The following is a 13,094-nucleotide window of genomic DNA, read 5'->3' as shown; positions in this document are numbered from 1 at the left end:
TTCAGCTATTTTATTCTATAATTCTTAACCTTGCATAATTCAGCAAGATCTTTTTCTCGCCGTTGATATCAAATTTTATCACAGCCATAGGATTGTGACTGGCGCCTTCCATTTTAATAATTTCGCCAAAGCCAAACTTTTGGTGCTCTATTTTTTTACCAACGGCAAGCGCTGCAACATCGCTGGGTGTAAAACCGGCGCTTGGCGTATGCTCGGTTATTTTTTTCTCTGGTTTAGGGGCCAGGTAACCTGGTGTGCTTGCTTTTTTCACCGGTGCCGGCCCGTATTTTTTTTCAGCATCAATCACGGTATTGGTACCCCAGCCTCCGTTCATCCGGTCAAACGCATTGCCACCAAAGCCAAATCCTCCCGACATCTTGGTGCCACCCCCCGCATAGCTGCGGTCGAGATATTGCTCGGGCAATTCTTCAATAAACCGGCTGGGCTCGTTTTGTACCAGCTGGCCAAATTTGTAACGGGTATTGGCATAGGTGATCCAGAGTTTCTTTTTAGCCCGGGTGATCACTACATAAAACAGGCGTCGTTCTTCTTCCAGCTCTTCCCGGGTGTTAATGCTCATGGCATTAGGGAAAAGCATTTCTTCCAGTCCGGCGGCAAATACGCAGGAGAATTCCAAACCTTTAGCTGCGTGTATGGTCATCAGCTTTACTGTATCTGCGTCAGGATCCTTTTCGTCGGCATCGGTAAGCAGTGTGATCTGCTGCAGGTACGATCCCAGGCTTTTATCTACCACTTCACCTTCTTCATTATCCGGGCTTTCTACCCATTCTTTGATAGAGTTGAGTAATTCCTGAATGTTTTCGTAACGTTGTAACCCTTCCGTGCTTTTGTCGTTAAACAGTTCTTTCACCAGATTGGTGTGCTTGCCCACATGAAAAGCTACTTCGTAGGCGTTATGTTTTGCCAGCATGCTGGAAAAGCTCTGGATCATGGTGACAAACTGGTTAATGGCATCGAGCGTGCCGGCCCGGAAGCCAAATTGCGGTGCCTGTTCCAGCACCTGCCACATGGTAATATTATGGGTATTGGCCTGCAGTATAATTTTATCTATGGTGGTTTTGCCAATGCCGCGAACGGGATAGTTGATGATGCGTTTCAATGCCTCTTCATCCCGGCTATTGATGATGAGGCGGAGGTACGCTACCAGGTCTTTAATTTCCTTGCGCTGGTAAAAGCTGATGCCCCCGTAAATGGTATAAGGAATAGCCATGCGCCGCAAAGCTTCCTCGAAGGCACGGCTTTGCGCGTTAGTTCGGTAAAGAATAGCGAACTCTTTGTTGGCAAAATGATTGCGTAATTTTTGTTCCTGTATGCTGTCGGCAACAAATTTTCCTTCTTCATTATCCGACATGGTTTTTACGATCCTTATTTTTTCACCTTCTGCATTTTCTGTAAAAAGCACTTTGGGTATCTGGCCTTTATTATTACTGATCACCTCGTTGGCTACATTAATAATATTTTGCGTGCTGCGGTAATTTTGCTCCAGCTTTACCACTTTTACTTCATCATAATCCTTCTGAAACTGTAAAATATTCTGAATAGTAGCGCCACGAAAGCTGTAAATGCTCTGTGCATCATCGCCCACTACACACACATTCTCGTGCATGGCGCCCAGCAGCTTTATGATCTCATACTGTGCAGGGTTGGTATCCTGGTACTCATCTATCAGTATATATTTAAACTTATGCTGGTATTTGCTCAGCGCATCGGGCTGGGTTTTCAGTACCTGGTAAAACTTCAGCAACAGGTCATCAAAATCCATAGCGCCGTTTTTAAAGCAGCGCTTACAATAAGCATCGTAGATCTTTGCTATGGCCGGCCGGTTGGCCCGGATATCTTCCTGCTGTACATAATAATCGTTGGCATAATCGGACGGCGTTACCAAAGCATTTTTTGCTGCTGAAATCCGGTTATAAACGGTTGCCGGTTTATACAGTTTATCATCCAGGTGCATTTCATTGATCACCGTTTTTACCACACTTTTGGCATCATCGGTATCGTAAATAGTAAAATTATTCGGATAGCCAATGCGGTGCGCCTCTGCTCTTAAGATTCGTGCAAACACACTGTGAAATGTGCCGATGTATAAATTGCGTGCTTCATTATTCCCTAAAATATGTTCAACCCTTTCTTTCATTTCCCTGGCGGCCTTATTGGTGAAAGTAAGCGCCAGTATGTTAAATGAATCTACTCCGCAGGCCATAAGGTGTGCAATACGCGTAGTTAAAACTTTGGTTTTACCACTGCCTGCCCCGGCAATGATCATGATCGGTCCGTTAACATGTAAAACTGCTTCTTTTTGCCGCTCGTTCAATCCTTTTAAATAATCCTGCATGGGGTGCAAGGTACGAAGGGGAACAATGGTTAAAAAGTATTAGGGGCAAATTTTACTAAAAGTGCCTGGATTTGTTAAAATGAAGGACTGAATTAAACCCTGGTAACGGGTATTAGTCAAAAAAGCGTTTTGAAATATTTAACAGGAATTAGCAGAAAGTTTGATTTTAAAATATCATCTAAGAAAGAATTAAGGTTATGAGGTTGAAATATATAAAGCTATGGTTCTTAATTGGGGCGCTGCTAATAATCAATATTTTAATCGCACAGGAAATTCCCGGAAGGGAAAATGACGGTGTAAAGAAAGCCGAAAATGAAAAGCGGGGTATGTATGACGGCCTCAACCTTACAAAAGTGCAGCAAAAGCAATTGCAGCAATTAAATAAGGGAAACCGTCAGGCGGTGAAAGATATTCTTGCAGACAGTAATTTAACGGACGGGGAAAAAAAGGAAAGGATGCGGGCCATAAAGCAGCAGCAGGTTGAAAAAAGAAAAACCATTTTTACACAGGAACAAAATGTCCGGTACGAGGAAAACGTGAGGAAATTCCGAAAAAACAGCCATTCCTCAGTCAATGATAAAAATGTGATAAACAATGTTATCAGGGATAAAGAAAGAGATGCAAACGGGTTGAGCAAGAATATCGGGGAAAAAGTGTCTAAAGAGAATAGAGCGGCCTGGAATGAACTGAATCTTAACCAAAAACAAAAAGAACAGATAAAATTATGGAATGATGAATACGCATCGCGCCTGCGGATTATAAGGAATGATATAACATTAAAAGGCGATCAAAAGCAGGAGCAGATAGCGCAATTGGTAAGAGAACAGGACCTGCAATTGAGCAGTATTCTTACAGCGGGGCAAAAATCGATATGGGATGAAAGATTGCGTCAGCAGAAAATGAGTTCAACGCCCCGGCAAATCCGGAATAACCCCAGACTGTATTATTTAAAATAAAAAACAGGTATCCGATCAATTAAAATTTACAAAAATGAAAAAAACAATTTTCCTCGCAGCCATTTTCAGCGCTTTCAGCATTACTGCTATTTATGCACAGGATGGCCCTCCTCCGGCAAAAGACAAAAAAGAAGCAGCGGGCAAAGAAAGGCGCGGCCCTGGCGGGATGGGCATGATGGAAATGTACAAAGACCTGAATCTGACAAAAGACCAGGAAGAGAAAATAAAAAAGATCAATGAAGAGCAAAGGAGTAAGTTTGAAGAGCTGAGAAATGATAACTCTTTAAGCGATGATGCAAGAAGGGAAAAAAGAATGGCAATGATGAAAGAAAGGACTGAAAAAGTAAATGCTGTTCTTACTAAAGAACAACAAGAAAAGCTGGAAGCTAAAATGAAAGAAAGGGGAAACAGAGGGCCCGGCGCAAGAGGAAATGACAGGAAATAATAATATTAAAGCAGCCTGATTTTAGCAGGAGCCACTTCATAAATGGGGTGGCTTTTTATTTGCTGTATAAAGTATCTTTGCACTTCTTAACTACTGTTGAAAAACAGCAAAAATATTTACAAATGAAAAAAGCAGACCCGCGTTTTGAGAAATTTGTTAAAAAGAAAAGCAATGCTGCGGTAAAAGAGGGTTTCAAGCAGGAAAAAAGACTGTATAAAAAGCAACGTGCCGAGTATTTTGAACAAAAGAAAAAAGAAGTGGCGCAAAAGCACACGGAAGCGCCTAAAATAATACGAGAAAAAATGGCTGTCGAGCAAATGCCGCTGAATAAGTACCTGGCACACGGGGGTATTTGCAGCCGCAGGGATGCTGCAGCGCTTATCAAAGAGGGTAAGGTGAAGGTGAACGGGAAGGTGGTTATGGAGCCGGGTTATAAAATGGCTGATGGAGATGAAGTTACCGCGAACGGTAAAAAAGTTTTAATTACAAAGAACCTGGTTTATATCCTGCTGAATAAGCCCAAAGATTATATCACTACTACCGATGACCCTCAAAAAAGGAAAACGGTGCTAGATATTATAAAAAATACTACAAAAGAAAGGGTGTATCCTGTAGGGCGGCTGGACAGGAACACATCGGGGGTTTTACTTATCACGAACGATGGAGAGCTGGCACAGCAACTGACACACCCCAGTAACGAGGTTAAAAAAATTTATGCTGTTACATTAGATAAACCGCTTGATAAAGCAGATTTTGATAAAATTCTGAAAGGGGTTACGCTTGAGGACGGGCCGGCTCATGTAGATGTGCTGGCGTACAGTGACATGAAAGATAAAAAGCAAATTGGTGTAGAGATCCATAGCGGGCGTAACCGTATCGTCAGGCGTATTTTTGAGAGCCTGGGCTACGAAGTGAAAAACCTAGACCGTGTAATGTTCGCCGGGTTAACTAAAAAGAATGTAGAACGTGGCAAGTTCCGTTTTCTTACAGAAAAAGAAGTGCGTAATCTGAAGTATTTCCGTAAAGATGGCAAAAGAAAAACGTCGCAGGCTGAAAGTGAAAAGCCGCCCGCGAAAAGTGGAAAGCTGAAGGCCGGAAGCAAAACGCCCCAGGCAAAAAGCATAATACCAAAAGCTGAAAACAAAAAGCACCGATCCGGCGTGCAAAGGCTGCCCGTGAAACGACAAACCCGCTAAACAATTATTCAACAATCTTTCAATTTTTTAGAAAAATGTCTTTAGAACAAACAATCAATGCTGATATTAAAACAGCCATGCTGGCTAAGGATTCTAATGCCCTTACCAGTTTGCGCGCTGTAAAAGCTGCTATTCTTTTGGCTAAAACAGCTGAAGGCGCTAAAGAAGAGTTAAGTACCGATGATGAGATAAAAATTGTGCAGAAGCTGGTGAAGCAGCGTAAGGATTCCCTGGAAATTTTTGAAAAGCAGCATCGTCCTGACCTGGCTGAAAAAGAGCGCCAGGAGATTGCCGTGATAGAAAAATATTTACCGGCCCAGCTTTCTCCTGAAGCGCTGAAGGCCGAGCTGCAAAAAATTATAGCAGAGGCCGGAGCCGCTTCTCCTGCCGATATGGGAAAAATAATGGGCCTTGCTACTAAAGCCCTTGCAGGGAAGGCAGACGGGAAGGCTATTTCGGTAATGGTTAAAGAGCTGTTAGCACCTTAGGTTCTGTTCAATTCGATTGTAGCATTTTATAAGAAAGCTAACGGGCACTGCCTGTTTTTATATACGTGAAGCGATGTTGTTACCTGCGCTTTTATTGGTTTGTTCCAAAATAATATTTTTTAGTAAGGAAATAATAAGGAGCGAACTGATGATGTACAAAATAATCCTTCCCGGTTTCCTTAAATTGCTGCCGGTATGTTGCATCGGGTATTAAGACAACAGGGTTGCCTGCGCGCATGTAATTATCAGAAGGCACATATTGCGGTTCTTTAAATTGAGGTAAGGCTTTTTTTATAGCTATTTTGTATATTTTGTTTCCCAGGTATTTAGTTAAAACTTTTTGAGCCTTCCTGGGTTTGCGGTTGAGTTTTCCGTATAAAATACTTCCTGCAAGCCTCATGGGGAATTTTTGTTTCTTAAGCAGGTCTTTTGTGTGAATAAGCGGGTTTAGCTCATTCATATCCTGGATACGCTGAATGGTGTACGGTGTTTCGGGTACCCAGTCTAACCGGTTCACAATAGTGTACGCCCAGCCGCCACGGGTAATATGTTCAAAGTCGTAAGCATAATATAAATTACCTGGTTTTGGGGCAGCGCTGCAATAGGTTTTAAACAATATATCTTTGGGCAGTGCCCCGTCCTGCTGCCGGTAATGCAGGTAAGAGCGTACAAGAAAAGCAATGGCCCCGCCCTGGCTGTGCCCTATAATATAAATATCCTTTACACCTTTTGTATATAGCTCTTTAATTTTTGATACCATATCCGGTACCATAGAAGCCATTGCTACGGTCCAGCCTACATGTACAGCAGCCTGGTCATCGGCAGAGAGCTTATACTTAAAGCTGGTAGAGTCATTGAGCTGTAGTGTTCCGTTGGCGGGTATCATGGCCGCATAAAAATTAGCAGCCCAGCTCAAATTATCGCCTACAGTGCCCCTTATACATATAACAGCTACATTATCGTTACGCAGGTAAAGCGACCACTGGTTTTTTAAGCCAACCTCAGGAGAGACATATAGCCTGGAATAAATATCTTTTTCGTGTTTTCTTGCTGCTGTGTCGGCAATACTGCTTCCGTAAAATCCAAGAGATAATAGAGAGATATATTCTTTTGCGTCAAAACCGGGCTGCAGCTTGTTTTGGGCAAACAGCAATGAGTGTCCGGAAAGCAGCAGGTATAAAGCTGCCAGGAGTGAGTATTTCAAGGTTTACAATTTAATGGTTAGAAATAGATTATTGACTAATAGTTATATGCAATTTACGTAAAATAATAAAGGCTGCCCCGGTTTAAAATAAACCTTTCGGACAGCCTTTAACAGTAATGGATTTTGTTATAAGGTTTTCAGCACATCATTCATTGTTCTTACTGCATCGGCGCTTTTGTTAAAGGCGGCCTGCTCTTCGTCACTTAGTTTGAAGTCGATGATCTGTTCCCAGCCGTTACGGCCAATAGTTACAGGTACTACCAGCGAGATATCGCTTTGACCATATTCTCCTTCCAGGTAAACTCCGCAGGAGATCAGCTTTTTTTCATCACGGAGAATACTTTCTACCATAGCTGCAGTACCGGCACCTGGCGCATACCAAGCAGATGTGCCAATAAGCTTGGTGAGTGTAGCTCCGCCCACCATCGTGTCTGCAACAATTTTTTGTTGCTGCGCTTCGCTCAGGAAGTGGGTAACCGGTGTGCTGCCCCATGTGGCGTGTTTGATCAAAGGAATCATAGTAGTATCGCCATGACCACCAATTACAACAGCATTCAGATCAGCAGGAGAGCATTTCAGTTCCTGGCTAAGGTAATAGCGAAAGCGCGATGAGTCTAAAGCCCCGCCCATGCCCAGGATCCTGTTTTTAGGCAGGCCCGAGGTTTTTAAAGTAAGATAGTTCATTGTATCCATTGGGTTCGATACAACAATAATAATAGTGTCAGGCGAGTGCTTCAGGATATTTTCGGCAACACTTTTTACGATGCCTGCATTTACGCCGATCAGTTCTTCGCGGGTCATTCCGGGTTTACGCGGCAGGCCGGAAGTAATGACCACCACATCAGAATTTTCGGTAGCGGCATAGTCGTTGGTAACACCTTTTATTTTAGTATCAAAACCGAGAAGAGCGGCTGTTTGCATCATATCGATAGCTTTACCTTCTGCTACGCCTTCTTTAATATCTAATAAGATGAGTTCTGAAGCCAGTTCTTTGCGGGCAATATTGTCGGCACAGGTTGCTCCAACTGCGCCAGCTCCTACTACGGTTACTTTCATTTTGCTATATATTTTTAAATCGTTAAAAATTAGTAGGCGCTAAATTAACTGTTACATTTCAAAACCCCATACATAAAACAGGTGATATTCATCAGGAAAGGGTTTTCGTAAATATTTTTTTAAAAGCTTTTGCTTGAAATAAACAAATTGCTTATTTTTGCGACCCGATTGTGAAATCGGAACTGGATTGACCCATGGTGTAACGGTAGCACTACTGATTTTGGTTCAGTCAGTTAAGGTTCGAATCCTTATGGGTCAACAAAATGAGCAGGTCTTTTCAGGTCTGCTCTTTTTCTTTTGTAAAATCTTATACACCGTTGAATTTTATAACTTTAAAATTGAATATTTTTGGCGATGCTTAAAATAGGAATTGTCGGAGTTGGACATTTAGGTAAATTCCATCTTAATAACTGGCTGGAAATTAGCGATGTGGAGGTTGTTGGATTTGTGGATCCCAATGACGCAGTTGCTGATGAGGTTATTACAAAATATCACATCAAACGTTTTTTTGATACAGAAGATTTTTTAAGCCGCTGCGATGCCATAGATATTGTTGCTCCAACCAATTATCATTATGAGTGGTGCGAAAAAGCCATCAAGCTGGGCAAGCACGTGTTTGTGGAAAAGCCTTTTGCCCATACTATGGAAGAAGCGCGTCAGCTTGTAAAGCTGGCTAAAGAGTCCAACATCAAATTGCAGGTGGGCCATGTGGAACGGTTTAATCCGGCTTTCCTGGCATTAAAGGGATTCGATCTGAAACCTATGTTTATCGAGGTGCATCGCCTGGCCCAGTTTAATCCGCGGGGTACCGAAGTAAGCGTGATATTGGATCTGATGATACATGATATTGACATTATCCTGAGCCTGGTAAAAAGTGATGTCAAGAAAATATCTGCAAGTGGAGTAGCGGTGATGACTGATACACCCGATATTGCCAATGTGCGTATTGAGTTTGACAATGGCTGTGTGGCTAATCTTACTTCAAGCCGTATATCTATGAAAAAGATGAGGAAAATGAGGATCTTCCAGAAGGATGCTTATATAGGAATAGATTTCCTGGATAAAAAAACGGAAATTATCAAACTCAAAGAACCGCAGGACAAAGATGTATTTGCTTTTGATATGGCTACACCTAATGGTAATAAAACCATTGCTATTGCCAATCCTGCCGTTCCCCAGGTTAATGCTATAAAGCAGGAGCTGGAGGAGTTTAAAGATGCGATCAATAATAATACGCAAACCGTAGTTTCAGAAATTGACGGTCTTAAAGCTATGGATGTCGCACACCAGATACTTGCAAAGATTGGTAATGCAAGTATTGCAGGGTAGGGCTTTTTATCAGGTGCTTGGCTTACGAAATGCCGGATCTTGTAGCAGCAGCTGTTCTGCAACTTTCAGATCTGACGGATGGGTAATTTTAATGTTCTGTTTTTCTCCTTCCACCAGCGAAACCATCATTCCAAAAGCTTCCACAACGCTTGCTTCATCGGTAAACCAGTCTTTATAATCTATATTGAATGCCGGTAATAAGATCTTACTATGAAAAACCTGCGGCGTTTGGATCAGCACCACTTTTTCCCGGTCAATGGCCTCATTGCTGCCGTCTTCCTTAAAGATACGTACACTGTCGCTGCATTTAATGGCCGGTATGGCGCTGCCGGTTTCCAAAGCGGTTTCATAACAGCGGTGTATAAGATGGGTGGTAAGCGTGCATCTTACTGCATCATGAACAAATACGATCGCTTCACTTTCTACAAGTGATAAACCGTTCTTAACCGAGTCGAACCTCGTGGCGCCGCCCAGCGTTATTTTGATTCTGTCTTTTTCAAAATAAGCATCAATCACTTCCCGGCCCATATCCACATATTCTTCTGCAAGTACCAGCACAATCTGCATATCCTCATAGGCAGATAAAAAAGTATGTAAAGTATAGTATAATACCGGCTTATGATGGAGCATTAAGAATTGTTTGGGCAAATCAGTGCCCATTCTTTTGCCGGAACCGCCGGCTACAATAATTGCAACTTTGTTCATGCGCCAAATGTATTGATAATAATTTTTGATTGGAGATTTCTGATTTAGGATTTTGAGTTCCGGAAGATACGGCCAGGGATATCGTACATCCTCTATCGTACATGACTATATTTGCTTATGAATTTTCAGCAAACCTTAGACTATATGTATTCCCGCCTGCCTATGTTTAGCCGTGTGGGGGCCGATGCTGTTAAGAGCGGCTTTGCCAACATCACCGCACTTTGTGAAATATTGGGAAATCCTCACCGGAAAACGAAATTTATACATGTGGCCGGTACTAACGGCAAAGGTTCTGTAAGCCATATGCTGGCGGCTATATTTCAATCAGGAGGGTATAACACCGGGCTTTATACTTCTCCTCATCTGAAAGATTTCAGGGAACGGATAAAGGTTAATGGTAAAATGATAGCTGAAAGCCGTGTTGTTGATTTTATAGAACGCATGAAGCCATATATAGAAAACATACAGCCCAGCTTCTTTGAAATTACTGTTGCTATGGCTTTTGATCATTTTGCTGCAGAAGGTGCTGATATAGCGATTATAGAAACCGGCCTGGGTGGTCGCTTGGACAGCACAAATATCATTAAACCTGTTTTATCTGTAGTTACAAATATTGGCTGGGACCATGTACAGATATTAGGTGATACCCTTGAAAAAATTGCTGCTGAAAAGGCCGGGATCATCAAGCCGGGAGTGCCGGTTGTAGTGGGGGAGAAAAAAGACGCAACGGAAAGCGTTTTCAGAAATAAAGCAGCAGCAACCGGCAGCGCGCTGTTTTTTGCCGGGGACCATTACCAGGTGGGTAACTGGCTGTATGAAGATGAAATGCTTTGGGTTGAAGTAGGCGAAAAAGGGAAAACAGATCATAACAGGTATTGCCTGGATCTTACCGGTCAGTATCAGATTAAAAATCTGGTTACGGTGCTGGAGAGTTGCCGACAGCTAAGAACTGCCGGTTATCATTTGCCGGAAGAGATTGTAATGCAGGGGTTAAAACATGTAAGGAAACAAACCGGGCTGCATGGTCGTTGGGAGATCATTCAGCATCAACCCAAAGTAGTGCTGGATGTGGCCCATAATGAAAGCGGCATACAGGAGCTGCTCAATCAGCTTGAAACTTCAACGTATCATCAGCTGCATATTATCCTGGGAATGGTAATGGATAAGGATGTGGATATGGTGCTGAACATGCTGCCCCACAATGCCGCTTATTATTTTACCAACGCACATATACCACGCGCCTTAAATGCTGTAACGTTAAAAGATAAAGCAGCTTTATATGGTTTAAAGGGATCTGTTTTTGAAAATGTAAATATGGCCCTGGCCGCAGCCAAAGCTCATGCGCATAACGATGATCTTATACTGGTTTGCGGAAGCGTGTTCCTGGTAGGGGAGGTGAAAATATGAAATATTAAATGTTAAGTCTCCGACGGTATCCAGCACAATGTACGGTATAAGGTGTACGATATGAAAGCCGGAAGCGCAATCCAGTAACTAGCATCCAGTATCCAGTATCCAGTAACCAGTATCCAGTAACCAGTATCCAGCAGCATCATGTGAGAGCCTGAAACTTGAAATCCGGAAACTGAATCATTTGCTACTCGCTTCTCAGGGAAAACTCCTGCCTGGATGCTTTTAACGCTGGGAACCAGGAGGCAAGGAAAGATACGATCAGAACGGTAGCGCCTACCAGGATGAAGTCGGTTGTTTTTAATTCTGCAGGGAAATAATTAATTAAAAAAGATCCTCCTTCTAAGGGAACAAGATGGTATTGCTGCTGAAGGATAACAAGTGTCAAAGCAATCAGCATACCTATCCCGCCTCCAATAACGGCCAGCAAAAAACCCTCACTTAAAAAAACTTTTAATATGAAATGATTGTTAGCGCCTAAAGCATGCAGCACGCTGATGTCTTTACGTTTTTCTAAAACCAGCATGGTCAGGGCTCCTACCATATTAAAGGCGGCTACTACCAGTATAATACATAGCACCGCATAAAATACCCACCGCTCCAGGTTCATGATGGCGTAGAGGCTTTGATTTTGCTGATACCGGTTTTGTATCTTATACCCGCTTCCAAAAATATCAGCCAGCTGTTGTCCTATTTTATCTGTTTCGGAGGGATTATTTACTGCAATTTCCACGCCGCTGTAATCATCAGCATTTAACCTCATGGCCCTTTGTAGAAATATAAGATTGGTGATTACATATTTGTTATCAAATTCCTGCTGTATCATAAAGGAGCCTGCCGTGTGGATCGTATCACTGCTGATATCTTCCATCTCGTTCAGCGCCTCCGAATCATTTTTACGGGGAACATAGATCATTAATGGAGTTATATCGCTGCCGGCCCTTATACCGAGCGCTCCTTCAATCCCTACGCCTAATACCAATAATGGCTGCTGCTCTGTTCCTATATCAAAATGGCCTGAATACATGTGCCTGTTAACGGTTGTGGTGGTTTCATAGTGATGATCTACGCCCTTAAGATGTACTATAGACTGGTTATTCCCGTTTTGCAGGATGGCTTTTTCCTCCACTACCAGCGAAAAGCTCCTGATGCCTTTTACGGATCTTAATTTTTGAAGCTGTTCTGCGTTTATGGTGATTGTTTTTCCGCTTTCAGGACCGATCTTCAGATCGGTATAAAAGGAGGCATATAAAGATTTTACCAATCCTTCAAAACCGTTAAAAACGCTAAGCACCAGAATTAAAGCAGCCGTGCCCACCATAATGGCAATAATGCAAATCCACGAAATAATGTTGATGGCATTGGTAGATTTTTTTGCTTTAAAATAGCGCCAGGCAAATAGGGAGTACAAGAATTAGTAATTAATAATTAGTGATGAATATTTATTGATGATTGCTTTTTCGTTCTTCTTCTATTTTTTTAAAGAGCGCTTCCATTTTAAACACATGATCGAGCGTGTCGTCTGCAAAAAATTTAAGGATCGGGATGTTCCGCAATTGATGCCTGACGGATGCTGCCAGCTCTTTCTTTATTTCATGGTGCCTTTCTGCTACCTTTTTTAGAGCCGCATCTTTATCTGCTACCTGGAAAAAACTGAGATAAAATCTTGCTTCCAGCAGATCGGGGGTGACTTTTACTGAAGAGATGGAAACCATGCCCCCGCCGAGCATGCTTAACCCCAGCTTCTGAAATATTTTATTTATTTCCTCGTTTAATAAACCCGCCACCTGTTTCTGTCTTTTACTTTCCTGCATAATCATTCTGTTTTTTCAGCTGTAAAAATACTTACTTATATTTTAATCAAAATATACTATTGGCGGTATGACCATAGTTAATGAACGATAGTTTATCGTCTTACTGCTTATTAACCCCTGTTAACTATGGTAGGC

The 13,094-nt window shown here is 42.3% G+C and carries 12 protein-coding genes and 1 tRNA gene; 7 read left to right on the top strand and 6 right to left on the bottom strand.

Going from position 1 to position 13,094, the window contains the following annotated elements; all coding sequences use genetic code 11:
* Positions 1–10 precede the first annotated feature (10 nt).
* Entirely contained in the window at positions 11–2,356 is a 2,346-nt protein-coding gene (locus ACYVBM_RS01110; RefSeq protein WP_460683762.1) for an ATP-dependent helicase, read from the bottom strand.
* Between the two features lie 197 nt (positions 2,357–2,553).
* Here ACYVBM_RS01110 and ACYVBM_RS01105 point away from each other — a divergent pair, with 197 nt between their 5' ends.
* The 4 genes from ACYVBM_RS01105 to ACYVBM_RS01090 all read left to right on the top strand — a co-directional run bounded on the left by ACYVBM_RS01105 (position 2,554) and on the right by ACYVBM_RS01090 (position 5,441).
* Positions 2,554–3,312 (top strand): hypothetical protein, encoded by a 759-nt coding sequence (locus ACYVBM_RS01105; protein ID WP_460683761.1) that lies wholly within the window; start codon positions 2,554–2,556, stop codon positions 3,310–3,312.
* A gap of 34 nt (positions 3,313–3,346) precedes the next feature.
* On the top strand, positions 3,347–3,757 hold the full coding sequence (locus ACYVBM_RS01100; protein WP_460683760.1) for a Spy/CpxP family protein refolding chaperone: 411 nt from the start codon (positions 3,347–3,349) through the stop codon (positions 3,755–3,757).
* Between the two features lie 122 nt (positions 3,758–3,879).
* Positions 3,880–4,953, top strand: coding sequence for a pseudouridine synthase (locus ACYVBM_RS01095; RefSeq protein ID WP_460683759.1), 1,074 nt, complete (start codon positions 3,880–3,882; stop codon positions 4,951–4,953).
* Between the two features lie 35 nt (positions 4,954–4,988).
* On the top strand, positions 4,989–5,441 hold the full coding sequence (locus ACYVBM_RS01090; protein WP_460683758.1) for a GatB/YqeY domain-containing protein: 453 nt from the start codon (positions 4,989–4,991) through the stop codon (positions 5,439–5,441).
* Positions 5,442–5,532: 91 nt separating this feature from the next.
* Here the strand turns inward: ACYVBM_RS01090 and ACYVBM_RS01085 are convergent, their stop codons facing one another.
* Together ACYVBM_RS01085 and mdh are read right to left on the bottom strand one after the other, a co-directional pair.
* On the bottom strand, positions 5,533–6,645 hold the full coding sequence (locus tag ACYVBM_RS01085; RefSeq protein WP_460683757.1) for a lipase family protein: 1,113 nt from the start codon (positions 6,643–6,645) through the stop codon (positions 5,533–5,535).
* 126 nt (positions 6,646–6,771) lie between these two features.
* Positions 6,772–7,701: a malate dehydrogenase gene (gene mdh / locus ACYVBM_RS01080; protein WP_460683756.1), complete on the bottom strand. Its 930-nt coding sequence runs from the start codon at positions 7,699–7,701 to the stop codon at positions 6,772–6,774.
* Between the two features lie 188 nt (positions 7,702–7,889).
* On the opposite strand from mdh, the gene ACYVBM_RS01075 reads away from it, so the two are divergent.
* Both ACYVBM_RS01075 and ACYVBM_RS01070 read left to right on the top strand, forming a co-directional pair.
* Positions 7,890–7,960 (top strand) — tRNA-Gln (locus ACYVBM_RS01075).
* A gap of 95 nt (positions 7,961–8,055) precedes the next feature.
* A complete protein-coding gene (locus ACYVBM_RS01070; RefSeq protein WP_460683755.1) occupies positions 8,056–9,030 on the top strand; it encodes a Gfo/Idh/MocA family oxidoreductase in 975 nt (324 codons plus the stop codon).
* Positions 9,031–9,039: 9 nt separating this feature from the next.
* Here the strand turns inward: ACYVBM_RS01070 and ACYVBM_RS01065 are convergent, their stop codons facing one another.
* On the bottom strand, positions 9,040–9,735 hold the full coding sequence (locus ACYVBM_RS01065; RefSeq protein ID WP_460683754.1) for a 2-C-methyl-D-erythritol 4-phosphate cytidylyltransferase: 696 nt from the start codon (positions 9,733–9,735) through the stop codon (positions 9,040–9,042).
* A 117-nt stretch (positions 9,736–9,852) separates the two neighbouring features.
* Here ACYVBM_RS01065 and ACYVBM_RS01060 point away from each other — a divergent pair, with 117 nt between their 5' ends.
* A complete protein-coding gene (locus tag ACYVBM_RS01060) occupies positions 9,853–11,142 on the top strand; it encodes a bifunctional folylpolyglutamate synthase/dihydrofolate synthase (RefSeq protein ID WP_460683753.1) in 1,290 nt (429 codons plus the stop codon).
* Positions 11,143–11,332: 190 nt separating this feature from the next.
* Here the strand turns inward: ACYVBM_RS01060 and ACYVBM_RS01055 are convergent, their stop codons facing one another.
* Complete coding sequence (locus tag ACYVBM_RS01055; protein WP_460683752.1) at positions 11,333–12,556, bottom strand: FtsX-like permease family protein; 1,224 nt, start codon at positions 12,554–12,556, stop codon at positions 11,333–11,335.
* Positions 12,557–12,587: 31 nt separating this feature from the next.
* Positions 12,588–12,959 carry a 30S ribosome-binding factor RbfA gene (rbfA, locus tag ACYVBM_RS01050; RefSeq protein ID WP_460683751.1) on the bottom strand — a complete coding sequence of 124 codons (372 nt, stop codon included), beginning with the start codon at positions 12,957–12,959 and terminating at the stop codon, positions 12,588–12,590.
* Positions 12,960–13,094: the final 135 nt, after the last annotated feature.

This window comes from Niabella aquatica (assembly GCF_054779315.1).
This window is presented reverse-complemented; position numbering and strand designations above follow the sequence as displayed.